The sequence below is a fragment of the Microbacterium sp. EB106-03-03-XG65 genome, assembly GCF_058791955.1.
In genome coordinates, this window is record NZ_JBYTEB010000001.1 from 2,742,057 (window position 1) to 2,765,515 (window position 23,459).

Consider the following 23,459-nt stretch of genomic DNA (forward strand, 5'->3'; position numbering starts at 1 on the left):
TCGAGGATGGACACATGGGGATCGGGCTCGAAGCGGTGACCGCGCTCTCTCCGGTGGGCGACTCTCGCGCCGGAGAGGTCCTGCGGCTGCGTCGAGAGATCAGCCGTATGCAGCGACGCCGCAGCGATCTTCCACTGCTCCCCCTCGACACAGCCTTCTCCTCTCTGCTTCCCGAACAGGGTCTGCAGACGGGAACCGCCTACACGGTCTCCCCCTCGCCGAGCCTGGTGCTCGCCCTTCTCAGCGCCGCCTCACGCCGCGGTCTCTGGTGCGCGGTGGTCGGCATGCCCACACTGGGCGTCGAGGCCGCCGCCGCATTCGGCATCGCTCTGCCCCGGCTGATCCTCGTCCCAGAGCCCGGAGAACGATGGCTGGCGGCGACCTCCGCACTCGCCGAGGTCGTCCCGCTGATCGCCGTGCAGCCCGGCAGCCGGGCACGCGACGCCGACGTGTCGCGCCTGAGCGCCCGCCTGCGGGATCGAGGAGGCACCCTTCTCGTCACCGAATCCGCGTCGGCAGGCGCCTGGCCGCAGAGCGAGGGCACGATCCGGCTGCACGATCAGCACTGGGAGGGCATCGGCGAAGGGTGGGGTCTGATCGAAGGATCCACGGCCACGGTGACCGCGACGACACGGCACAGCCCCCTGCCGATGAGCGTTCGAGTGCGCCTGCCCGGTCCTCAGGGCGGAATCGAGGACCTTCCCGCGGAGACCCCCGTCGAGACGGTGACCGGCTTGACCGCGTTGCCCGCCCTGCGCGACCAGGGAGACGACGGCGAACGTGAATACCGACCTCTGGCGGTGGCAGGGTGACCGCCCCGTTGCGCGTGCTCGTCCTGTGGTTCCCGGATTGGCCGCTGCGTGCAGCACTGGGAGGGCCACCGCCACATGCGCCGACCGCTCTCATGCACGCGAACACCGTCGTCGCCTGCACCGCATCCGCCCGAGAGCACGGAGTGCGCGCAGGGCAACGCCGCAGGGTCGCGCAGGGGCATCTCTCCTCGCTGCGGGTGCTGCCGCACGACCCGGCTCGTGACGAGCGGGCGTTCCTGCCGCTGATCCAACTCATCGAGAAGAACGCGCCCGGAGTGGCGATGCTGCGACCGGGACTCGCCGCCGTACGCGCCCGCGGCATCTCTCGCTATCACGATGGTGAGGGCGCAGCCGCAGACAGCCTGATCAACATGCTGGCCGAGGCCGGCTTCCCCGAGGTGCGCGTGGGCATCGCCGACGGTCCGTTCACGGCTGAACTCGCTGCCAGAGGACCCACGGCCTGCACCGTCGTGCCCCCGGGCCGCGCGCAGGACTTCCTCCGACCGCTCCCCGTGCGGGTTCTGCGCGATGATCAGCTCACGGGCCTGCTGGTGAGACTCGGCGTTCGCACGCTCGGCGAGTTCGCGGCGCTCGACGAGATCGAGGTGCGCGATCGATTCGGCGAGCGCGGCGCCCGCATGCACGCCCTCGCCGCCGGCGCCGACTCCCGAGGGGTGGTGCCTCGTCCGCCCGACCCTGAGCTGGTGCGCTCGATCGAATTCGAGTCGCCTCTGGCCGGGGCCGATCAGGTGGCGTTCGCGGTTCGGCAGACCGCCGACTCGGTCATGCTCGCGCTGGGCGAGGCATCCGTCGTCTGCACCGAGATCCGCATCGACCTGACCGACGACAACGGAGCGGTGTTCTCCCGCCCGTGGCTGCACCCCACCTGTTTCGATGCGGCCGACCTCGTCGACAGGGTCCGCTGGCAGCTGGAGGCGTTGGCTGCCGAGTCCGCCAAGAGTCCCGTCGACGAGGCGCGGGCATTCGGGGGCATCATCCTGGTGCGTATCGTTCCTGTGGCGGTGGACGACGCTGCCCACCATCAGCCCGGACTCTTCGGTTCCGGCACGGACGAGCGTCTGCATCATGCGGTGTCCCGAGTGCAGACCATGCTCGGTCATCAGGGAGTGGTCACCGCCGCTCTCTCGGGCGGCCGCTGGCTCGCGGATCGCCAGGTCCTCACTCCCTGGGGAGAGCGGCCTGTCGCTCCCCGAGACCCGGAGCGCCCCTGGCCCGGCAGCCTGCCCGACCCGCTGCCGGCAGAGGTGTTCCTGCCTCCTCGACCGATCGGAGTCCGTTCAGAGCGAGGAGAGACGATCGCCGTCGACGAGCGTGGCGCGCTGTCTGCCGCTCCCTCTCACATCGATGGCGACGACGTGCGCGCGTGGGCGGGGCCGTGGCCGATCCATGAACGGCGCTGGGATTCGTCCGGCGGCAAGAGAGGGCATCGGCTTCAGATCGTCGACGGTCATGACAGGGCCTGGCTCGTCTTCTGCGCCGGCGGCCGCTGGTGGGCCGAAGGAAGGTATCGCTGATGGGGTGGCACAACCCGCCGATGACATGGAGCGAGCTCGAGCGAGCCCTGAGCGGTGAGGAGTCTCCCCATCCGATCGGCGGTGAGCCTCCGACGATCCGCCCGGATCCCGGGCCGATCAGCACCCGCCGCACGCGTACTCCGCCGACAGCGATGACGCGGCCCGATGACGCCGTCCCCTATGCCGAGCTGCACGCGCACTCGTCGTACTCGTTCCTCGACGGCGCCTCCTCGCCGGAAGACCTCTTGGCCGAGGCCGAACGGCTCGGTCTCACCGCCCTGGCGCTCACCGATCATGACGGCTTCTACGGTGCGGCTCGCTTCGCCGAGGTCGCCGAGCTCATGCAGGTCGATGTGCAGACGGTCTACGGCGCCGAGCTGTCACTCGGTCTCGACGCACCCCAGCGTGGGGCGGCAGACCCTGTCGGGGAGCATCTGCTCGTGATCGCCGACGGCCTGGAGGGGTATCACCGACTCTCGGGCGCCATGACCGCCGCCCACCTGCGTGGAGGAGAGAAGGGTCGTCCCGTCTACGATCTCGATGAGCTCGCGGCGACAGCCGACGGACAGTGGACGATCCTCACCGGGTGCCGCAAGGGCGGCGTACGTCGCGGTCTCGAATCCGGGGACGCCCTGACTCCCCTGCGACGGCTCGTCGACCTGTTCGGCCAGGACCATGTCGCCGTCGAGCTGTTCGATCACGGCGACCCGCTCGACACTCGCCGCAACGACGCGCTGGCGGATCTCGCCCGCAGGCTGCGGCTTCCCCTACTGGCGACCAACAACGTGCATTACGCCACCCCGGAGCGGGCGTCGCTCGCCGAGGCGGTGGCGGCTGTGCGGGCCGTGCGGAGCATGGACGACCTTGACGGCTGGCTCCCTTCGCACGGAGGAGCGCACCTGCGTAGCGGGGCGGAGATGACGGCGCGCTTCCGACGGTATCCGGGGGCGATCTCCTATGGGCTCGAACTCGCAGCAGCATCGGCTTTCCCGCTACGCCGAGCACGTCCTGCGCTGCCGCAGCAGAAGGTCCCCGACGGCCACACTCCCATGAGCTGGCTGCGGCAATTGGTCTGGCAAGCAGTGCCCACGAAGTATCCGAACCTGGATTCCGACGGTCATCGCCGGATCGAGCGTGAGCTCGACGTGATCGAGGAGAAGGACTTCCCCGGATACTTCCTCATCGTGCACGGCATCGTCACCGAGGCGAAGCGCCGCCGCATCCTGTGCCAGGGCCGCGGATCGGCCGCTGCGAGTGCTGTCTGCTATCTGCTCGGGATCACTGCAGTCGACCCCATCCTGTATCGGCTGCCGTTCGAGCGCTTCCTCGCCACCACCCGGCAGGAAGAGCCCGACATCGATGTGGACTTCGACTCCGACCGTCGTGAGGAGATCATCCAGTGGGTGTACGGCGAGTATGGGCGGGAGCGTGCCGCTCAGGTGGCCAACGTCATCCAGTACCGTCCCAAGAACGCCGTGCGCGATATGGCGAGGGCCCTCGGATACTCGCCGGGCCAGCAGGATGCATGGTCCCGGCAGGTCGACGGCTGGAGCTCGGGACTGGAGATGGCCGAGGAGCACGACATCCCGCAGAACGTCATCGACTACGCGGGTGAGCTGCTGAAGGCCCCTCGACACCTCGGCATCCATTCCGGAGGGATGGTGCTCACGGCCCGACCCGTCGGCGAGGTCGTACCCGTGGAGCATGCACGCATGGAGAACCGCACGGTGATCCAGTGGGACAAAGACGATGCCGCCTGGATGGGGCTCGTCAAATTCGACCTGCTGGGGCTCGGGATGCTGGCGGCGCTGCAGCACTGCTTCGATCTCATCCGCGATGCCACGGGCGAGGAGTGGACGCTGGCGACCCTTCCGAAAGAAGAACCCGCTGTCTACGACATGCTGTGCCGAGCAGACTCGATCGGCGTGTTCCAGGTCGAGTCCCGCGCGCAGATCGGTCTGCTCCCCCGCCTGCAGCCCCGCGCCTTCTACGACCTCGCCATTCAGATCGCCCTCATCCGCCCCGGCCCCATCCAGGGCGGGGCCGTGCATCCGTTCGTCCGCCGCAAGATCGCGAAGGACGCGCTCGATGAGGAGAACCGCGCCCGGGCCAGGCGCGGCGAAGACCCGGTGGTGCTCGAGATCCCCTATCCGCACAGCGATCTCGAGCCGATCCTGAAGAGGACGTTGGGCATCCCCATCTTCCAAGAGCAGCTGATCCAGATGGCGACGGCCATCGGCGACTGCACCGCTGACGAAGCCGACCTTCTGCGCCGCGCCATGGGGTCGAAGCGCGGCCTCGAGAAGATCGAGAAGGTGCGCGACAAGCTCTATGCTGGCATGTCCCGACGCGGCATGACCGCCGAGCAGTCCGACCGCATCTACGCGCAGATCCAGGCGTTCTCGAACTTCGGCTTCGCCGAGTCGCACTCGCTGTCATTCGCCCTTCTCGTCTATGCGAGCTCCTGGCTCAAGCTGCACTATCCCGCGGCTTTCCTCGCCGGCCTCCTGCGATCACAGCCGATGGGCTTCTATTCCGCGTCGACCCTGACGGCTGATGCTCGGAGGCACGGCGTCGAGGTGCGACGACCAGATCTGCACGCCTCGGGAGCGACCGAGATCCTCGAGCCTCTCGACGGCGGCGCACCGCTGCGGATGCCGACGGGCCTCGACTCCTGCAGCGATTCGGCACAGCCGCCCGTCCCTCGGTTCGATCGGTCCCGCCCCGACGAATCGGCGCAGCATCGCAGAGACGGTGCCTATGCGGTGCGCCTCGGGCTCAGCGGCGTGCGCGGGATCGGCATGCCACTGGCCGAGCGGATCGTGGCGGAGCGCGACGCCGAGGGGCCCTACCGGGACCTGAACGATCTGGTTCGGAGGACCGATGCCACGGCCGCGCAGCTGGAGGCTCTGGCGACGGCCGGCGCCTTCGAGTGCCTCGGACTCCAGCGGCGAGAGGCGATCTGGCTCTCGGGCGCAGCGGCTGAGGACCGCGCGCAGTATCTTCCTGGTACGACCGTGTCCGTACAGCCGCCGCTGTTCAGCGACCAGTCCAGTTATGAGCGTCTCTCGGCAGATCTCTGGTCGACCGGCGTCTCGACCGACGACCATCCGATGTCACACTTTCGCGGTGCGCTGCGTGAGCGCGGGGTGCTCTCCTCCGCAGACCTCCAGAACCATGAGGTCGGACGACGTGTGGAGGTGGCAGGGCTCGTCACGCACCGGCAGCGTCCGGCGACGGCGGCGGGCGTCACATTCCTCAACCTCGAAGACGAGAGCGGTCTCGTCAATGTGATCTGCTCGACGGGCGTGTGGGGGCGCTATCGACGGATCGCTCGTGATTCACCGGCACTCATCATCCGAGGCATCCTCGAGCGTTCGCCCGAAGGGGTGGTGAATGTGCTGGCCGATGCCTTCGAAGATCTCCGCACCGGGGTATCGCACCGTTCGCGCGATTTCCGGTGACCGCCGTCACCAGAAGCGTTCGGGCTCCGGCTCCGGCAGGCGGTCGCCGCCGCCCCAGCGTGCGGCCTGCGCTTTCGCCGCCTCGACCGCGGCATCCGCTCCGAGCAGTGCGGCTTCGGCACCCGCCGCCCCGCTTCCGTCGCCGTCGGTATCGATTGCAAGCGCGGTGTAGGCGGTGCGACCGCCGATCGTCACAGTGCAGTCGACGACTCGGCCGAACCAGCGCACGAGCTCGCCCAGAGCCACACCTTCACGACGGTAACGAATACCCGTCTCGAGGTCGACGATCAGGAGCACCGCCGGCTTTCCCGTAGCCTCGACGACATGCTCGGTCACCTCGACGCGATGGCCGATGGGGATGGAGACCTGCGCGTCCAGCACGAGCTTTCTGTCCATCACCCCACTCTATGAGTCGGTGCTCTCACGGCAACCCCGGAATCCGGAAGAAACATTCGTATATTTCTTTGTCCCCCAAATGGCGGACAAGCGCATTTCGCGATATTCTGCATTCAGTAGCGGGGGCTACCGGCTGAGGAATGGGGAATCAGCCGACGAGAGCAGCGAGATTTCGCCGCCTCCCCTACCGTCCGGGATGGACGGTGAGCCCTCTCGAGCGATCCATCTGGGGTGGGTGACTCGGGAGGGCAACCACCCCGGACGGCTCATGAGCGACGGAGAGCACCGCCGCCGGTTGCCCGGCAAGCGATGCTCTCGTGCGCTGGTGGAATGTCGACTCAGCCGCCCGACGGGTTCTCCAGGGGCTTGCCTTCATCGTCGGTCGTCTCGTCCTCGAGGATCTCATCGGTGCTCTTCGACGTGTCGCCCGAGGTCGAATCGTCGGGGGCGCCGCCGGACGCGGTGTCAGCCTCTTCGTCGGCGCCAGGGGTTCCGTGCGTGTTCTGCAGATCACTCATTGCCATCTCCTCTGTTGGGATGCGGTGGAGTGTCGACGCTACGCGCGCGCATCCGATCGGCGGAGGGGGTTGACGCACGCCGACTCGTCGAACACGAGATGGCCTCTCGCGTCTCGCTCGTCGTTGCGCTATGCGGAGGGCAGCGCCCGCTCCGAGCTCTCGGCCGCCCAGGAGGCGAGGAGCCTCAACCTCTCGGCCGAGGGCGATCCGGGCTCCGCACTGTAGATCAGCATGACCTGACCGGGCTCCGCCGTGAGAGCGAGCTCTTCGTAGACGAGAGTGAGGTCGCCCACCACGGGGTGCCGGAAGCGCTTCGTGCCGGAGCCGTGGGTGCGCACGTTGTGCGCTGCCCACAGCGATCGGAACACCTCACTGCGGGTCGAGAGTTCCCCCACCAGGTCCTGAATGCCCTTGTCGTGCGGATCCCTCCCGGCTTCCGCGCGTATGACGGCGACGCACATCTCGGCGAACAGATCCCAGTCCGGGTAGAAGTCGTGCGCCTGCGGGTCGAGGAACTGGAATCTCGCCAGATTCGGCACACGCCCGCCGTCGCCGATGACCGGGGAGTAGAAGGCGCGCCCCAGGGCGTTCGTGGCGACGAGGTTCTGCCGCTGGTCACGCACGAAGGCGACCGCATCGGTGATCGAGTCGAGAGCCCACTGGAGACTCGCACGCGGTGCAGTGTTCTTCTCGGTCCGGCGACGACTGCGGCCGGAGGACGGGATGCCGTCGGCGGCCCGCGCGAGATCGAGAAGATGGGAGTGCTCGGCATCGGTGAGCTGCAGTGCACGGGAGACGGCATCCAGCACCGAGGCCGATGCCCCGGCGATGGCCCCGCGCTCGAGCTTGCTGTAGTACTCCACCGACACGCCTGCAAGCATGGCGACCTCGCTCCGACGCAGGCCCGCAACACGACGATTCGATCCGGCGGGAAGCCCAGCCGCCTCCGTGGTCAGACGCGCGCGGCGAGTCATCAGGAACTCCCGCACCTCTGCTCGATTGTCCATGACGTCAGCGTACGTGCCGAGAACTGCGCGAGGGATGCCCTGCCAGTGCACCCCTGAGCGCCGCACGGTCAGGGCATCGGGATCCTCGTGACCTCCGCGAGTGCCGCGAGAAGCGACTCCTGGAACCCGGGGTCGGTGGCGGCCTCTGCCGGTGGCTCGGTGCTGAGGTGGTGCCAGTACCCACCGGTGGGCGGGCTGAGCACCCCCTCGGTCGCAAGTCGGACCTGCGTGAGGTGCCCCTCTCGCAGATCGTCAGGCGCTCCGGCCCCGCCCATTCTCGTCGGCACCCACCCGGGGTCCACTGCATGGATCTGAAGCTCGGGCCACCGGGCGGCGAGAGCGAGCGCCATGGTCGTCACCCAGAGCTTGCTGTCGCTGTACGACGCCGCACCGTCACGCAGTCCGCGCAGATCGGTGCCACCCCCTCGATGCATGGAGCTGCTGAGGTAGATCAGGCGGCCCGGACGCTGCATCAGGGCCGTCAGCATGTAGGGAGCGATCGTGTTCACGCGCACAGCGTCGGGCGGGTGAAGTGCACCCGCGTTGTGCACGACCGCGTCGAAAGCGCCGAAGGCATCCGCATCTTCGGCGAGCGCCCTGACCTTGTCGTGATCAGCGAGGTCGCCGGTGATGACCCCGCGCCAATCGCCCGATGGCGCTTTGGCCGCCGTGCGGGCATGCACCACGACCTCGTGACCCCGGGCGGCGAGCGCCTCGGCGGTCGCGAGTCCGAGCCCGGTCGAGGCACCCGTCACAAGAATCACAGACACATCCGCCTCCTTCGCTCGTGGCGCACCCCCGACGTCGCCGACGTCGGGCCTCCCTGGCCACGGTCGCGCTGCTTCTCATTCTGCGCACACATGACACTACGAGGGGTGCCCTGTCGGTACACCCTTTGCCAGGGACTCCCCTTCGGACATCGCCGGGACGAAACTGGACGCATGACCTCCGCCACACCCACGACTACCCGCAGACTGCTGCCGGCGCTGCTTCTGGTGCTGACGGTGTTCGGTCCGATCTCCATGGACCTGTACCTTCCCGCGCTTCCGGCACTGACACGAGAGCTCGGCGCCGCGACGTCCGTCGCGCAGCTCACAGTCACAGCGTGCCTGATCGGTCTCGCCGCCGGTCAATTGACCGCGGGCCCGCTGTCAGACCGGTACGGGCGCCGGCTCGTTCTGCTGGTCGGGATCGTCGCCTACGTGGCGACGTCGCTGCTGTGCGCGGTCAGCCCGACCGTCGAGATGCTCATCATCGCCCGTTTCGTGCAGGGCCTCGCGGGCGGTGTGGGAATCGTCATCGCCAACGCGGCGGGCCGTGACATCTACACCGGTACGCAACTGATCCGCTTCTACGCCCGCCTCACCGTCGTCGGCGGGCTGGCAGCCATCATCGGCCCGCTGCTCGGCGGGGTGCTCACGACGTTCACCGACTGGCGCGGCCTGTTCGTGTTCCTCGCGGTCACCGGCGCTGCGATCCTGCTCGCCACGTTCTTCGTCTTCGACGAGACCCTGCCCCGCGACCGGCGCGCCACCGGTGGATTCGCCCACACCCTCCGCGACTTCGCGACTCTGCTGCGCGACCGCGTCTTCCTCGGGGCGGTGCTGAACCAGGGTTTCCTCTACGCGGCTCTGTTCGCATACCTGTCCGGGGCGACCTTCGTGCTGCAGGACATCTACGGGCTCTCGCCGCAGTGGTACGCCGCAGCATTCGGCCTGAATTCCGCCGGCTTCATGGTGTTCGGGTACCTCGCTGGGCGAGCATCCGAAAGATGGAGCGTGGGCGGCACGCTCGCGGCAGGTGTGGCCGTGACCACAGCGGGCGCCCTTGTGCTGCTGCTGGCCGGCTTCGTCGCCATGCCCCTCTGGGGCGTGATCGTCGCCCTGTTCACGCTCGCCAGTGGCGTCGCCATCGCGTCGCCTCCCGCGACGACCATCGCTCTCAGCGAGTATCCCCAGATGGCGGGAACCGCGGCGTCGCTACTCGGCATGGCCCGCTTCGGCTTCGGCGGCATCGCCGCCCCGTTCGTCGGCGTAGCGGGTGCGCTCAGCATCCTTCCGCTCGGTGTCGTGACGACGACCGCAGCCGCACTGGCTGCCCTCTCGTGCGTTCTCATCGCTCGCACGCGTCGTCCCGCTCCCGAACCAGTCGCGACCGCGGCATCCGCACCCATCCGTTGACCCCTCAGAGAAAGGACACCACCATGCGTGGAGTCATGATGTATGCCCCCGGCGATGTGCGAGTCGAGGACCGTGCCGATCCCGTCATCCTCGAGCCGACCGACGCCGTCATCCGGCTTTCGGCCACCTGCATCTGCGGATCCGACCTGTGGCCCTACCGCGGAGCCGAAGCGCTGCAGGAGACGCCTCAGCCGATGGGGCACGAGTACGTCGGCGTGGTCACCGAGATCGGTGCGGATGTGAAGAGCGTGAAGGTCGGCGACTTCGTCGTCGGGAGCTTCTTCACCTCCGACAACACGTGCGAGATCTGCCAGGCGGGCTACCAGTCGCACTGCGTTCACCGCACGCCCATCGGCACTGAGGGCACTCAGGCGGAACTCGCCCGGATCCCGAACGCCGACGGCACTCTCGTCGCCACCCCGGGACAACCCGATGCCGACCTCATCCCCTCGCTGCTCGCCGCGTCCGACGTCCTCGGAACCGGATGGTTCGCCGCAGTCGCCGCAGCCGTCGGCCCGGGAAAGACCGTCGCGGTCGTCGGCGACGGAGCGGTCGGTCTGCTCGGCATCCTCGCCGCCCAGCAGCTGGGCGCCGAGCGCATCATCGCCATGTCCCGCCACGCCGACCGGCAGGAGCTCGCCCGACGGTTCGGAGCCACCGACATCGTCGAGGAGCGGGGAGACGAAGGTGTGGCGAAGGTCAAGGAGCTCACGGATGGTCTCGGCGCACATTCCGTCATCGAGGCGGTCGGCACGCAGGCATCCATGGAGCAGGCGATCCGATCCGCGCGGGCCGGGGGCCACGTGGGGTACGTCGGCGTCTCGCATGATGTCTCCCTCGACGGGTTCGAGCTGTTCTTCTCGGGCGTGACCCTGCACGGCGGGCCGGCACCGGTGCGTCGCTTCCTGCCTGAACTCATCCAGCTCATCTGGGACCGCAAGATCGACCCGGGTGTCGTCTTCGATCTCACCCTGCCGCTCGAGCGTGCCGCCGAGGGATACACCGCCATGGATGAGCGCACCGCGACCAAGGTGCTGCTGACCGTCTGAACCGATTGGGGTGGCCGGCGCGCCGGTCACCCCGATGAGACAGGAGGAATCGTGAACATCGAGCCCGCATCACCGACCATCAAGAATCCGCCGGAGCAGTTCGCCGGCGACGTCTGGGTCGACATGATCGCCGTGCCGCACGAGGGTGACCAGCGGATGTCGGTCGCGGTCGTCAAGTTCGCCCCCGGCGCCCGCACCGCGTGGCATTCGCACGCCCGCGGACAGTACCTGCGGGTCACACAGGGCGTCGCCCGCTTCGGCACTCGCGATGGCGAGGTCATCGAGGTCGGGCCCGGACCGACGATCTACACCCCGCCAGGACAGGATCACTGGCACGCATCCGCAGCCGACACGTTCATGGAGCACATCGCCATGCTCGAGAGCGGTGACGATCCGGCGTCCACCACGGTGTGGAAGGAACACATCACCGACGACGAATACGAAGGGACGGCGCAGCGATGACCGGATGGACCGGCGGTCAGCGAGCAGTGGGAGACATCGCCCCTGCACTCGCGCACTACACCGATGCGATCCTGTTCGACGAGGTCTGGGCGCGGCCCGAACTGTCGCCGCGCGACCGCAGCCTCGTCACCGTCTCTGCGCTGGTGACACTCGGAGCCACGGAACAGCTGGCCTTCCACCTCGGCTACGCACGCGACAACGGCGTCACCGAAGAAGAACTCATCGAGACGATCACGCACCTCGCCTTCTACACGGGGTGGCCGCGCGCCATGGCGGCGATCGGTGCGGCTCGCGCTGCGTTCGCCGACGAGGCCGGATGACGATGACTCGCTCGAAGTGGTGCTCAGCCGCTGCGCTCGTGACGTCTGCCGCGCTGATCGCGGGATGTGCGCCCGCGGAGTCTCGGCCCGGGTCGGTGAGGCCATCACCCCCGCTGTCGAGCGCCGCGCCGGAGGTGGCGTCCCCTTCGCCCCCGGCCGAAGCGGCCGACACGATCGTGCGCTTCCGCAACGATGTCGCGCACGTCGATGTCGTGATGGGCGAGGACACCCCCGCCGTCCGAGATTTCCTCTCTCTGCTTCCACTCCAGGTCTCCTTCGAAGAGTTCGGGGGCAGAGAGAAGATCTCCTACCTGCCTCGCGAACTGGAATGGTCCGGCTCCCCCGGATCCGATCCCCAAGACGGCGACCTCATCTACTTCACGCCGTGGGGCAATCTGGGTTTCTACTACGACGCGAGCGGGATCGGCTACTCAGACGCGACGCTGCACCTCGGGACGTTCACGGCATCGCGCGTCGTGCTCGATGCACTGCATGGTCCGGTGACGGTCGAGATCCGCGAGCAGTAGCCCGGGATCGCGCCCATCAACGATTTGCCGCCGGCTGCGCATGGTCTGACGCGGTGATGACCCTAAGCTGGAGGACCGCAATATCGGCAACCACCGGGGGGACACCATGCCAAGTGCCGGCAAGCGCGCAGGAATCGTCGGGGCGGCCATCGCGCTGGCCGTGAGCGTGACGGGATGCACGGCGCTCGTGCCGTCTCCCACCGAGGACACAACCTCCGCTCCAGCGCCGACGACCTCGGCGACGCAGAGCCTCGAGGGCGCGTGCGAGACGGTGAACGCCGAGTGGGGATTCGCTCTCGATCCCTGGGTGGCGCTGGAAGCCGATATCCAGAACAGAGATTTCGCGCAGAAGCGAACGGAACACCTCGCGGTGATCTCCACCCTGCAGGACATCGCCGATCGCGTCGAGGCTCCGGAACTGCGAGGCGCCCTCGACACGACGATCGATGCGCATCAGCAGTACGCCGACACCATCTGGCAGGGTCTGGCCGATGTGCCGGAAGGATACGTCGCCGTTCTCGATGACCCTGCGAATCTCCTGGTCATTCTAGGGAAGCAGAAGACCGAGTTGGAGCAGCAGATGTCTGATGCAGATGTGCGGCGCTACGATCTGTGCGGCGTGATGCAGAGCGGCCAGACTGCCGCGCAGGCGTGCGAGATCGTCAACGGCGACTGGGTCGATGCAGGCCTGGCCTACAACGGTGCATCCAGCGCCGCGTCCACCGGTGACGTGGCTGAGGCCCAGCGCCGGGCGTCCGACGGGCTCGTGCAGCTCAAAGCGGCGCTGGCCCAGGTCACCGACCCCGCGGCCCACACCGAGATGGCGAGCATGTATGACGCGTATGAGACGTTCTACGCCGACGGGATCACCACTCTGCTCACCGAGGAGCAGACGCTCGAGCTCTCTGCTGACGAGCTCGATGCATACACCGTCGAGGCAGACTCGGCCTTCACCGAATGGGACGAGGCGCTCACGGCCGGTGAGGAGCGGCTGTCGGCCTACTGCGCCGGCCAGGGGTGACACCCCATCGCCAGCGGCCCGAACACCAGCCAACGACCACATCCAGAAACGACGAAGCCCTGGTGAGAGTTACTTCTCACCAGGGCTTTTCTGTCGGGCTGACAGGATTTGAACCTGCGACCCCTTGACCCCCAGTCAAGTGCGCTACCAAGCTGCGCCACAGCCCGTTGTTCTGCACTCTCGCGCAGGCAACTCCCCTATCTTAGCCCCACTCGCCCGCGCTCCGCGAACCGGACGTACGCCGGGCGTTGCGCGTTGTCGGAGGCCCAGCGTAGCGTCACCTGAATGGTGACGATCACGACCGAAGTGGCGACGACGGCCCGATGGGACGACGTGCAACGCGCGCTCACCGGCGGCGGCGACGGCGCGAGCTGCCAGTGCATCTGGCCGATGCTGAGCAACAAGGACTGGAACCTGACGACGACTCCGCAGCGCACGGAGATGCTCCGCGATGAGATCGATGAGGGGCCGCCGCCCGGACTCATCGCGTACGTCGATGGCGAGGCCGCGGGCTGGATCCGTATCGGACCGCGCACGAAGCAGGCGCGCATATTGCGCACACGCATGATCGCGGCCGCATCCGAAGAGCCGTTCGATGACGAGTCGGTCTGGGCTGTGAGCTGCTTCGTCGTGCGTCGCGAGCACCGGGGCTCCGGGCTCAATCTCGAGCTGCTGCGCGCTGCGGTCGACTACGCAGCAGCGGCCGGAGCGCGAGTCATCGAGGGCTACCCCGTCGACACACACGGCGAGAAGAAGCGCTCGAACGATCTCTTCCACGGCACGCTCGGTACGTTTCTGGCGGCGGGTTTCACCCCGCGAGGCGAGATGAAGCCCGGTCGCACACTGGTCGCCCGGTCGGTCACAGCGTGAACGGCGGATCCGAGCCGCCCCTCGATGCATCGGCCCTGCCACCCGGGCCGTGAACGAGCAGTAGCGTGGAAGACATGAGCGACGAGCATCCGATCATCGAAGACCCCGAACTCGGCACCCTCGTCCGCGCGACGACAGAACTGGGAGACGGAACGGTCCTGACTCACGACTGGTATGCGGGCGGCACCGTCGTGGAGGGCGCGCCCCTCGACCTCATGATCGAGGGAACGAACGCCGACGAGGCAAGCGCGCTCCTCCCCCGCGTGCACCAGACGATCGCGGCGCTCCCTGCTCTGCGCCGGCTGGCATCGGATGCCGTCGTGACTTCGTTCAGCACCGCATCGCCCGAACAGCACGAACTCGACGATGCAGCGAGCGACCTGAGCCTCGAGACGCTCGAGGCCTCGTCCGACGGCACCATCGTGCTGCACCTGATCGACACCTGTGGCCAGCACTTCCCCGAGGGGTACTGGCCCGCTGTGCATCTCGGCGCCGATGGCCAGATCACTCAGGTGACCGTCGAATCGTGATCGAAAACAGTGCAGGTCGGGCAGCGACACGATGACCGGCACAGCCACCGCAATACGATGAGTGGATGCTGCGACGCACGGTAGACCCGCTGGTGTGGGCGTTCCTGCCCTACGCCGCGGGATCGGCGCTGCATGTGGTCCTGCTTGCGATCAGCAGCCCTCTGGCGGGGCCGACAAAGCTCCTGCTGATGCCGTTGCTCGCGATCCCCGTGTTGGTGTCCTTCGTGCGGAGCACGCAACGCGCGGCGCTCGCCCTCGCCCTCGCCGCGGCCGCAATCGTGTTCTCGTGGCTCGGCGACAGCGCCGGCGTGCTCTTCCCCGCAGCCCCCGAAGTGCCGCTCATGCTGGCCTTCTTCGGTCTCGCCCACCTGGCGTACATCGCGCTGTTCGCTCGATTCCTCGCTCGAAGACGGATGCCGTGGTGGGCTCTCGCCTACGCCGTCTGGTGGGTGGCGATGCTCATCGGGGTCGGCCCCCACACCGGCGCGCTGTTCCTCGCGGTCGCCGCATATGGGCTGGTGCTCGGCAGCACGGCAGCCTTGTCGACCCGGTGTCACGCGCTTGTGGCGATCGGTGGCGTCTTCTTCCTCGCCAGCGACACTCTGCTGGCGCTGCGGCTCTTCCTCCCCGACTCGCTCCCGTCGTGGAGCAGCCCGACGATCATGCTCACCTATACGATCGGGCAGGGGCTGATCATCGCCGGCACCCTGATCACCCTGCGAAAGCGAGGTTCCTGATGGCCGATGCCGCCCGCGTCGACAGCTGGCTCTGGGCCATCCGCGTCTACAAGACCAGATCGGCCGCCACCACTGCATGCCGCGCGGGGCATGTACGAGTGAACGGCGACAAGGTGAAGGCTGCGCAGCATGTCCGCGTCGGCGACGAACTGCGCGTCCGCATCGCCGGCTTCGACCGGATCCTCATCGTCCGCCAGCTCCTGGTCAAGCGCGTCGGCGCTCCCCTGGCAGCACTCGCCTATGAGGACCGTACGCCCGAGCGTGAGCCGCAGGCAGCACTGGGACTACGCGATCGCGGCGCTGGGCGCCCCACGAAGCGGGAACGACGCGACATCGACCGGCTGCGTGGGCGAGCATCTGGGGATACCGGAAACGCTGACGGCTGACGCACTAGTGCCGACAGCACCGCCTCTGAATATCACTCCTGGGCGTCGAGCACCGCACGCAGCCACCCGGATGAGCGCACCCGCGCGGCTCCAGCCCTGACCACTCTGTCCTGCAGCTCTCGGTCGCTCGTCACGGCGATCACATGCTGCCCCGCGAGAGTGCGACGTTCGACCTCTTCGACGATCGCATCGTCGCCGGATGCGTGGGCTTCGACGACCGCGACGACGCCGGCGGGCAACAGCTCACCGGCTCCCTCCGCCGCAGGCGCTTCGATGCCACGCGCCTGCCCTTCGACGACCAGGGCGATGTCGGGAAACCACGCCGTGCCGCCGACCTCCAAGTCGGCCGCAGACACGGTCAGACCCTCCAGGCTCGCAGCCAGGCGAGCGGCAGCGGCCGGGCGGTCCTTCCACCAGCCGTCGGGCACCGAGCCGACCACATTCGCCGCATCGACGACCACGGCCGCGCGCACCTCCAGCAGCCTGCGCAACTCGGGCCAGGCGCGGCCGAAGCCGGGATGCAGGGGTCGCGAGTCGACGTCGTCGACGGGTACCCACTCGAGCGCCACGCTCTCGGGGTCGCTGATCACCGGTTCGAACGGCACCACGACATCGGCGACGACAGTCGTGTACGACCAGATCCCGAGATCGAGCACACTGGTGAATCGCGGTCTGACCGAGGCATCCGGCACACCTGCCTCTTCCTGAGCCTCGCGCACCGCGCCGACGATGGCGCTCTCACCCTCGTGCATGGCACCACCGGGCAAGCCCCACGTGCCGCCGAAATGGCTCCACGCCACCCGGTGCTGCAGCAGGATTCCGCGCTGTGGGTCGACCGCGAGCAATCCGGCGGCACCGAAGCGCCCCCAGTATTTCTCCCCCGACGGCGAGACCACCCAGGCGTCGCCGGGATTCCGCGGCCCCTCCGGGCGACGAGGTTCACCGGCAGCGGGAGGTACGACAGTCACCGTTCCAGCCTTTCACAGCATTCCGGTATTGGCACCGATCGCCGTCACACGCGGGAACGCGGAAGGTGACGACGATCGGGCCGAGAACAGCAACCGGTCAGCGCTGACGCTTCTCGCGCACACGCATGTTGACGACGATCGGCGAACCCTCGAACGAGTAGAGCTCGCGCAGGCGACGCTGGATGAACCGGCGATAACCCGGGTCGAGGAACCCGGTCGTGAACAGCACGAACGTCGGCGGGCGGGTGGACGCCTGCGTACCGAAGAGGATGCGCGGCTGCTTTCCTCCGCGCAACGGGTGCGGGTGCTCAGCGACCAGTTCTGCGAGGAACGCGTTGAACTTGCCTGTGGGGATACGACGATCCCAGCTCTCGAGCGCCGTCTCGAGCGCCGGCACCAGCTTGTCGAGGTGACGCCCCGTCTTCGCCGAGATGTTGACGCGGGGAGCCCAGGCGACGTGTGCGAGGTCCTGCTCGATCTCGCGCTCGAGGTAGCGACGACGATCCGAGTTCTCGAGGTCGTCATCGTTCAGACGGTCCCACTTGTTGAACGCCAACACGAGTGCACGGCCCGATTCCAGAACGAGGTCGATGATGCGCACGTCCTGCTCGCTGATCGTCTCCGACACATCGAGCACGACCACCGCGACCTCGGCCTTCTCGAGGGCAGCTGAGGTGCGGAGCGACGCGTAGAAGTCCGCGCCCTGAGCCATGTGCACGCGACGACGGATGCCGGCGGTGTCGACCAGTGTCCAGAGCTTGCCACCGAGCTCGACGATCTCATCCACCGGGTCGCGAGTCGTTCCCGCGAGGTCGTTGACGACCACGCGCTCCTCGCCGGCCGCCTTGTTGAGCAGCGACGACTTGCCGACGTTCGGACGTCCGAGGATGGCCACGCGACGCGGTCCGCCGATCTCGGCCTTCGCAACCGCCGAGACGTCGGGAAGCTTCTTCAGCACGGCGTCGAGCAGGTCGGCGACGCCACGACCGTGAATGGCCGACACGGGGTGCGGTTCGCCGAGTCCGAGGTTCCAGAGCGCAGCAGCCTCGGGCTCCTGGCGTCCGTCATCGATCTTGTTGGCGACGAGGAAGACCGGCTTGCCGCTCTTGCGCAGCAGCTTCACGACGTGCTCGTCGGTCGAGGTCGCCCCGACCATCGCGTCGACGACGAACAGCACCACGTCAGAGAGGTCGATCGCGACCTCGGCCTGCGCGGCGACCGACCGGTCGATGCCCTTCGCGTCGGGCTCCCACCCACCGGTGTCGACGAGCGTGAACCGGCGGTCCGCCCATTCGGCCTTGTACGTCACACGGTCTCGCGTCACTCCAGGGGTGTCCTCGACCACAGCCTCGCGACGGCCGAGGATGCGGTTCACCAGAGCGGACTTGCCCACGTTCGGTCGACCCACGATCGCCACCACGGGCAGCGCCGGCATGAACTGGATGCCGTCCTCGCCCATGGTGATGCCGGCGAGCAGCGCTGCATCCTCATCGTCGAGCTCGTAGTCGGCGAGTCCCTGCCGCAGTGTCTCGGCGCGCGCCTCGGCGAGCTGCTCGTCGAGGGATTCCATCTTCTCGGCGAGCTGGTCAGGGCCGCCTTCGTATTCGTCGTCAGCCATGCTGTGCTCCTCGGAGTCGTTCGATCACCGTGAGGACGGCGTCGATGGTCTGGGGGAAATCGAGTTCGGTCGAGTCGACCACCTCGACACCGTCTGCGGCATTCAGGAAGTCGACGACAGCGCTGTCCGACGCGTCGCGCTTGTGCAGCGCCGCGGCGACGGCGTCGGCGTTCTCGCCCGCGAGCTCTCCGGCTCGTCGCGCGGCGCGCACCTCGGGCGCGGCCGTGAGAAGGATGCGCACGGGCGCGTCAGGGGCGACGACGGTGGTGATGTCGCGGCCCTCGACGACGACTGCCGGGTAAGGGGCGTCGGCGACGAGCGTCCGGAACAGCCTGTTGACCTGCTCGCGGACTTCGGTCACACGCGCCACACCACTCACCGCGCTCGAGACACGCGGCTCGCGGATGGCCTGTGTCACGTCGACATCGCCGACCTGCACGGTCCGGTCGTCGGGGTCGAGTCCGAGCCGCACCGGGAAGTCTGATGCCGCTGCGAGAACCGCATCCGCATCGTCTGTGTCGGCACCGCGGTCGAGCACATGCCACGCGAGCGCGCGGTAGGCGGATCCGGTATCGAGGTACCCGAATCCGAGCGTGCGCGCGACAGCCTTCGACACACTCGACTTGCCCGATCCCGCGGGGCCGTCGATCGCGATGAAATCCGCACGGGTGGCTCCGGGCCGCTCTGCTTCTGTCTGAAGATCAGTCATTGGTCGTACCCGCAATCCGCCAGCCGCGTTCCTGTAGTCCTGTGATCGCGCCGTGCAGCGCCGCCGGGTCGACGCTGATCTCGGCCAGACCGAACTGCGCGCCGGGTGAGTGCTCGAGGCGCAGGTCCTCGACGTTCACACCGAGCTCGCCGAGTTCGCCGAACAGGCGTCCGAGTTGTCCGGCCGTGTCGTCGATCATGACGACGAGCGTCTCGAAGCGCTGATTCTGGCCGTGCTTGCCGGGCAGCCGCTCGACGCCGTCGTTGCCCTGTCGGATCGTCTCAGCCACGACGCGCCGAGCCCCCGGGGCATCGGGCGCACGAAGCGCATCGGAGACCTGCCGCAGGTCATCTGCGAGCGCGTCGAGGATCTCGACCACGGGGCGCGCATTCGCGCCGAGGATCTGCACCCACAGTTCCGGAGCGGATGCCGCGATGCGGGTGGTGTCGCGGACCCCCTGGCCGGCAAGCCGCAATGCGCCGTCGTCCGCGCCGGCGAGACGACCCGCAAGCAGACTCGCGACCACCTGCGGCACGTGAGAGGTGAGCGCGACCGATCGGTCGTGCTCTTCAGGCGTCATCTCGACGGGCGTCGCACCGACATCGAGTGCGAGGGCCTCGACGAGCGCGAGGTCGGACGCCTTGGTCGCGTGGTCGCGGCAGACCACCCACGGCCGGCCGATGAACAGATCGGCGCGCGCCGAGATGGCTCCCCCACGCTCGCGGCCGGCGAGCGGATGCGAGCCGATGTAACGCGTCAGATCGACGCCCCGGCTCTGAAGTTCGCGGAACAGCTCGAGCTTCACGCTCGCGACGTCGGTGACGACGGCGTCGGGGTGACGCGACAGCTCGGCCTGAATGACATCTGCGGTCACGTCGGGAGGAACGGCGACCACGACGAGCGAGGGTGCGTCGCCTTCGTCGGCCATGCGTCCCGCGCCGTAGTCGACGGCGAGGCGCAGCTGTGCGGGCGACGTGTCGGAAAGCACGACGTCGACGCCGTTGGCGCGCAGTGCGTGCCCGATGCTCGCGCCGAGAAGACCTGCCCCGACGATGCGGACCGTGCCCGAGAGACGGCTCGCGGCGCGGGGCGCGACCGATGCCGGAGCCTGCGTCCTTTCGGGCGCACTCGTGGTGTCGGTCACTCGTTCTCCTGCTGCTCGCCTGGCGCCTCGGCGACACCGGAATCACGGCGCGCGAGAGTCAACAGCGCGCCGAGTTCGATTTTACTCAGTTCACGAGTCCGACCGGCAGGGAGCGTTCCCAGGTGCAGCGGACCGAACTGGCGCCGCACGAGTTCGGTCACGGGGTGGCCGACGGCGGCCAGCATCCGTCGCACGATGCGGTTCCGCCCCGAGTGCAGTGTCAGTTCGACCAGGCTCGAGCCCCGCGATGTGTCGAGCAGACGCGCCTTGTCGGCAGCGATCGGACCGTCGTCGAGCTCGATCCCCTTCGTGAGCTTGGCGATGGTCTGGGCCGTCACTGCGCCCTCGACCTTCGCGATGTAGACCTTGGTGACTCCGAACGACGGGTGTGCGAGCACATGCGCGAGCTCGCCGTCGTTGGTGAGGATCAGGAGTCCGCTCGTCTCGGCATCCAGGCGGCCGACGTTGTAGAGCCGCTCCTCATAGTCCTCGGTGAAGCGCCGCAGATCGGGGCGACTGCTCTCATCGCGCATGCTGCTGACGACGCCGGTCGGCTTGTTGAGCATCACATAGCGCTTCGACACGTCCAGCTGCACGGCGGTGCCGTCGACGTCGACGAGATCGGTCTCGGGATCGATGCGCCGACCGAGCTCCGTCACGGTCTCGCCGTTGACACGGATGCGCCCTTCGACGATGTACTGCTCGACGACGCGGCGAGAAGCGACCCCGGCGGCAGCGAGAACCTTCTGCAGCCGGACACCGTCGGGCTGGGTCGGATCTGCGGATTCGGGAGTGGTCATCGGATGGTCCCTTCGTCGAAGCCGTCTGCGCCGTCGTCGAGCAGCGGCGAGATCGGCGGCAGCTCGTCGAGCGAGTTGATACCGAGATGCTGAAGCAGCGCCTCGGTCGTGCCGTAGTTGATGGCGCCCGTCTCCGAGTCGGCGAAGAGCTCGGTGATGAGTCCGCGGGCGAGCAGGGTGCGAACGACGGAGTCGACGTTCACGGCACGGATGGAGGCCACCTGGCTGCGAGTGACGGGCTGCTTGTAGGCGATCACGGCCAGGGTCTCCAGGGCCGCCTGCGACAGCCGGGCCGGCGCCTGTCCGCCGATGAAGTCGGCAACCAGATCGTCGTGGTCCTCGCGCACGTAGAGCCGCCACCCGCCACCGACCTCGCGCAGCTCGAAGCCACGGCGGGGACCCTGCCCCAGCCCGTCATAATCGTTCACGAGTGTCTCGATGGTCTGACGCACGGCGGCCACCGGAGAGCCGGCGGCCGCGGCGAGTGCCACCAGGCCGATGGGTTCGTCGATGATGAGCAGGATCGCCTCGATCCTCTCGGCAAGCGGCGTCTGCGGCGCCTCCTGCGCATCGGCGGCGTCGGCCGTCGTCAGGTCATCGGTCATAGTCGGCCCCCAGACTTGCGAGTGTCTCGTCCGACCAGGAATCGGCTGCCCAGCGGAGAGTGAGTTCACCGAGCGGTTCCAGCTGCTCGAACGAGAGCGCAGCGTGGCGGTACAGCTCGAGCACCGAGATGAAACGCGCGACGACGATCCCCACCTCGGTCACGCCCGCGACGAGTTCGCGGAAACTCACCGTCTCCGCACTGCGCAGCAGGGTCACGACGATCGCCGCCTGCTCTCGGATGCTCACGAGCGGCGCGTGCAGGTGGTCGAGCCCGACGTGCGGGATCTCCTTCGGAGCGAAGGCGAGCAGGGCGAGCGCCCCGAAGTCGTCGGCGCTGAGCGACCATACGAGCTCTGGCGTCTTCTTGCGGTGCCTCTCGTCGAGTCGCACGGCGCGCACGTGTCGTCGCCCCTCGCGCTGGAGGCACCGGGCGAACCAGGCGGACACTTCCTTGAACGCACGGTACTGCAGCAGCCGCGCGAAGAGGAGGTCCCGGGCCTCGAGCAGAGCGACTGCCTCGGCATCCACCAGCTCCCCCTGGGGCAGGAGCCCTGCGACCTTCATGTCGAGCAGGGTCGCGGCGACCACCAGGAACTCCGACGCCTGATCGAGTTCCTCGTCGTCGTCGAGTTCTTTGAGGTAGGCGATGAACTCGTTCGTGACGGCGCTGAGAGAGACCTCGGTGATGTCCATCTCGTGTTTCGAGATGAGGTTCAGCAGCAGGTCGAACGGTCCGTCGAAGTTCGTCAGCGAGACTCGGAAGCCCGAGCCGTCGTTCGTCTCTTCAGAAGTCTCGTCGTTGTCGGGCGCCCCGGCCGGTGAAGAGGTCGGCTCGACCTCAGGCGACGGCGCCACGGGCGACCAGCTCCCGCGCCAGTCGCAGATAGGCCTGCGCGGCGGCGTGCTCGGGAGCGAACTCGGTGATGGGCACACCCGATACCGACGCGTCGGGGAATTTGACGGTACGACCGATGACGGTCTCGAGCACGTCATCGCCGAAGGCCTCGACCACTCGCTCGAGCACCTCACGCGAATGCAGCGTGCGCGGGTCGTACATGGTCGCCAGCAGACCGTCCATCGTGATCGACGGGTTCAGCCGATCGCGCACCTTGTCGATGGTCTCGATCAGGAGGGCCACCCCGCGAAGGGCGAAGAACTCGCACTCCAGCGGGATGATCACGCCGTGCGCTGCAGTGAGCGCATTGACCGTGAGCAGGCCGAGGGACGGCTGGCAGTCGATGAGGATGACGTCGTACTCGCCGGCGACCTGGCGGAGCACACGCGCAAGGATCGTCTCGCGTGCGACCTCGTTGACGAGGTGCACCTCTGCGGCGGAGAGGTCGATGTTCGCCGGCATCACATCGAGGCCGTCGACATTCGAGTGCACGATCGCGTCGTGCGCGTCGCGCTTGGTGTCGAGCAGCAGGTCGTAGATCGTCGGCACGTCGTGCGTCTGGATGCCGAGTCCGGCCGACAGCGCACCCTGCGGGTCGAAGTCGACGGCGAGCACCTTGCGGCCGTACTCCGCGAGTGCAGCAGCGAGATTGATCGACGTGGTCGTCTTGCCGACCCCGCCCTTCTGGTTGCACAGCGCGATGATGCGGGCGGGCCCGTGAGACGGCAGCGGCGGAGGGGTCGGGAAGCCGTGATAGGGACGACCGGTCGGTCCGAGGGGCGTCTCGTCGGCCTTCTGTGCCTTCGCCCTGGACTTCGCCGCTTTCTCAACCACCGATTCTCCTGCTCCTTCGTGCTTGATCGATTCTAGCGGCAGGGCACTGCGCTGCACTCCCGGCGCGCGGC

Annotated in this window: 25 protein-coding genes and 1 tRNA gene; 13 read left to right on the top strand and 13 right to left on the bottom strand. The window is 68.0% G+C overall.

The features are described 5' to 3' along the window. The first annotated feature begins 14 nt into the window (after nt 1–14). The 3 genes from imuA' to AC3WS6_RS12980 are packed head-to-tail and all read left to right on the top strand — an operon-like array spanning nt 15 to nt 5,811. Nucleotides 15–812, top strand: coding sequence for a DnaE2-dependent mutagenesis accessory factor ImuA' (gene imuA' / locus AC3WS6_RS12970; protein WP_492501392.1), 798 nt, complete (start codon nt 15–17; stop codon nt 810–812). Further along, nucleotides 809–2,347 (top strand): DNA polymerase Y family protein, encoded by a 1,539-nt coding sequence (locus tag AC3WS6_RS12975; RefSeq protein ID WP_492501393.1) that lies wholly within the window; start codon nt 809–811, stop codon nt 2,345–2,347. Before imuA' ends, AC3WS6_RS12975 begins: the two co-directional genes overlap by 4 nt. Then, the gene (locus AC3WS6_RS12980) at nt 2,347–5,811 is read left to right on the top strand and encodes an error-prone DNA polymerase (protein ID WP_492501394.1); all 3,465 of its coding nucleotides are present in this window, start codon (nt 2,347–2,349) and stop codon (nt 5,809–5,811) included. The genes AC3WS6_RS12975 and AC3WS6_RS12980 overlap by 1 nt, the downstream gene beginning before the upstream one ends. Before the next feature lie 6 nt (nt 5,812–5,817). Here the strand turns inward: AC3WS6_RS12980 and AC3WS6_RS12985 are convergent, their stop codons facing one another. The 4 genes from AC3WS6_RS12985 to AC3WS6_RS13000 form a co-directional block, all read right to left on the bottom strand. Continuing rightward, complete coding sequence (locus AC3WS6_RS12985; protein ID WP_492501395.1) at nt 5,818–6,207, bottom strand: hypothetical protein; 390 nt, start codon at nt 6,205–6,207, stop codon at nt 5,818–5,820. A 338-nt stretch (nt 6,208–6,545) separates the two neighbouring features. Next, complete coding sequence (locus AC3WS6_RS12990; protein WP_201470152.1) at nt 6,546–6,725, bottom strand: hypothetical protein; 180 nt, start codon at nt 6,723–6,725, stop codon at nt 6,546–6,548. A gap of 128 nt (nt 6,726–6,853) precedes the next feature. Beyond that, a complete protein-coding gene (locus AC3WS6_RS12995; protein WP_492501396.1) occupies nt 6,854–7,732 on the bottom strand; it encodes a helix-turn-helix domain-containing protein in 879 nt (292 codons plus the stop codon). A gap of 68 nt (nt 7,733–7,800) precedes the next feature. After that, a complete protein-coding gene (locus tag AC3WS6_RS13000) occupies nt 7,801–8,502 on the bottom strand; it encodes an SDR family NAD(P)-dependent oxidoreductase (RefSeq protein ID WP_492501397.1) in 702 nt (233 codons plus the stop codon). A gap of 171 nt (nt 8,503–8,673) precedes the next feature. Between AC3WS6_RS13000 and AC3WS6_RS13005 the strand changes: the two genes are divergently transcribed. The 6 genes from AC3WS6_RS13005 (at nt 8,674) to AC3WS6_RS13030 (ending at nt 13,291) form a co-directional block, all read left to right on the top strand. Continuing rightward, complete coding sequence (locus AC3WS6_RS13005; RefSeq protein WP_492501398.1) at nt 8,674–9,912, top strand: multidrug effflux MFS transporter; 1,239 nt, start codon at nt 8,674–8,676, stop codon at nt 9,910–9,912. Between the two features lie 23 nt (nt 9,913–9,935). After that, nucleotides 9,936–10,961, top strand: a complete 1,026-nt coding sequence (locus AC3WS6_RS13010; protein WP_492501399.1) for a zinc-dependent alcohol dehydrogenase family protein — start codon at nt 9,936–9,938, stop codon at nt 10,959–10,961. Nucleotides 10,962–11,012: 51 nt separating this feature from the next. Then, nucleotides 11,013–11,423, top strand: a complete 411-nt coding sequence (locus tag AC3WS6_RS13015) for a (R)-mandelonitrile lyase (RefSeq protein WP_492501400.1) — start codon at nt 11,013–11,015, stop codon at nt 11,421–11,423. Continuing rightward, nucleotides 11,420–11,743: a carboxymuconolactone decarboxylase family protein gene (locus AC3WS6_RS13020; RefSeq protein ID WP_201470158.1), complete on the top strand. Its 324-nt coding sequence runs from the start codon at nt 11,420–11,422 to the stop codon at nt 11,741–11,743. Before AC3WS6_RS13015 ends, AC3WS6_RS13020 begins: the two co-directional genes overlap by 4 nt. A gap of 134 nt (nt 11,744–11,877) precedes the next feature. Beyond that, the gene (locus AC3WS6_RS13025; RefSeq protein ID WP_492501401.1) at nt 11,878–12,270 is read left to right on the top strand and encodes a cyclophilin-like fold protein; all 393 of its coding nucleotides are present in this window, start codon (nt 11,878–11,880) and stop codon (nt 12,268–12,270) included. Nucleotides 12,271–12,376: 106 nt separating this feature from the next. After that, nucleotides 12,377–13,291, top strand: a complete 915-nt coding sequence (locus AC3WS6_RS13030; protein ID WP_492501402.1) for a hypothetical protein — start codon at nt 12,377–12,379, stop codon at nt 13,289–13,291. A 93-nt stretch (nt 13,292–13,384) separates the two neighbouring features. Here AC3WS6_RS13030 and AC3WS6_RS13035 read toward each other — a convergent pair. Then, nucleotides 13,385–13,458: transfer RNA gene (locus AC3WS6_RS13035), tRNA-Pro, on the bottom strand. Nucleotides 13,459–13,576: 118 nt separating this feature from the next. Here AC3WS6_RS13035 and AC3WS6_RS13040 point away from each other — a divergent pair. The 4 genes from AC3WS6_RS13040 (at nt 13,577) to AC3WS6_RS13055 (ending at nt 15,814) form a co-directional block, all read left to right on the top strand. Then, on the top strand, nt 13,577–14,161 hold the full coding sequence (locus AC3WS6_RS13040) for a GNAT family N-acetyltransferase (RefSeq protein WP_492501403.1): 585 nt from the start codon (nt 13,577–13,579) through the stop codon (nt 14,159–14,161). 74 nt (nt 14,162–14,235) lie between these two features. Continuing rightward, nucleotides 14,236–14,691 carry a hypothetical protein gene (locus AC3WS6_RS13045; protein ID WP_492501404.1) on the top strand — a complete coding sequence of 152 codons (456 nt, stop codon included), beginning with the start codon at nt 14,236–14,238 and terminating at the stop codon, nt 14,689–14,691. 65 nt (nt 14,692–14,756) lie between these two features. After that, nucleotides 14,757–15,428 (top strand): lysoplasmalogenase family protein, encoded by a 672-nt coding sequence (locus tag AC3WS6_RS13050; protein WP_492501405.1) that lies wholly within the window; start codon nt 14,757–14,759, stop codon nt 15,426–15,428. Further along, nucleotides 15,428–15,814, top strand: a complete 387-nt coding sequence (locus AC3WS6_RS13055; protein WP_492501406.1) for an RNA-binding S4 domain-containing protein — start codon at nt 15,428–15,430, stop codon at nt 15,812–15,814. Before AC3WS6_RS13050 ends, AC3WS6_RS13055 begins: the two co-directional genes overlap by 1 nt. Nucleotides 15,815–15,846: 32 nt before the next feature. Here the strand turns inward: AC3WS6_RS13055 and AC3WS6_RS13060 are convergent, their stop codons facing one another. The 8 genes from AC3WS6_RS13060 to AC3WS6_RS13095 all read right to left on the bottom strand — a co-directional run bounded on the left by AC3WS6_RS13060 (nt 15,847) and on the right by AC3WS6_RS13095 (nt 23,388). Further along, complete coding sequence (locus AC3WS6_RS13060; protein WP_492501407.1) at nt 15,847–16,782, bottom strand: NUDIX domain-containing protein; 936 nt, start codon at nt 16,780–16,782, stop codon at nt 15,847–15,849. Nucleotides 16,783–16,879: 97 nt separating this feature from the next. Further along, nucleotides 16,880–18,400: a ribosome biogenesis GTPase Der gene (gene der / locus AC3WS6_RS13065; RefSeq protein WP_492501408.1), complete on the bottom strand. Its 1,521-nt coding sequence runs from the start codon at nt 18,398–18,400 to the stop codon at nt 16,880–16,882. Beyond that, nucleotides 18,393–19,109 (bottom strand): (d)CMP kinase, encoded by a 717-nt coding sequence (gene cmk / locus AC3WS6_RS13070; RefSeq protein ID WP_492501409.1) that lies wholly within the window; start codon nt 19,107–19,109, stop codon nt 18,393–18,395. Before cmk ends, der begins: the two co-directional genes overlap by 8 nt. Then, nucleotides 19,102–20,253, bottom strand: coding sequence for a prephenate dehydrogenase (locus AC3WS6_RS13075; protein WP_492501410.1), 1,152 nt, complete (start codon nt 20,251–20,253; stop codon nt 19,102–19,104). Before AC3WS6_RS13075 ends, cmk begins: the two co-directional genes overlap by 8 nt. Then, nucleotides 20,250–21,053: a pseudouridine synthase gene (locus AC3WS6_RS13080; protein ID WP_492501411.1), complete on the bottom strand. Its 804-nt coding sequence runs from the start codon at nt 21,051–21,053 to the stop codon at nt 20,250–20,252. The genes AC3WS6_RS13075 and AC3WS6_RS13080 overlap by 4 nt, the downstream gene beginning before the upstream one ends. Beyond that, a complete protein-coding gene (gene scpB, locus AC3WS6_RS13085; protein WP_492501412.1) occupies nt 21,050–21,658 on the bottom strand; it encodes an SMC-Scp complex subunit ScpB in 609 nt (202 codons plus the stop codon). The genes AC3WS6_RS13080 and scpB overlap by 4 nt, the downstream gene beginning before the upstream one ends. After that, nucleotides 21,648–22,514: a segregation and condensation protein A gene (locus AC3WS6_RS13090; RefSeq protein ID WP_492501413.1), complete on the bottom strand. Its 867-nt coding sequence runs from the start codon at nt 22,512–22,514 to the stop codon at nt 21,648–21,650. The genes scpB and AC3WS6_RS13090 overlap by 11 nt, the downstream gene beginning before the upstream one ends. Next, nucleotides 22,498–23,388 carry a ParA family protein gene (locus tag AC3WS6_RS13095; protein WP_492501414.1) on the bottom strand — a complete coding sequence of 297 codons (891 nt, stop codon included), beginning with the start codon at nt 23,386–23,388 and terminating at the stop codon, nt 22,498–22,500. Before AC3WS6_RS13095 ends, AC3WS6_RS13090 begins: the two co-directional genes overlap by 17 nt. Nucleotides 23,389–23,459 lie beyond the last annotated feature (71 nt).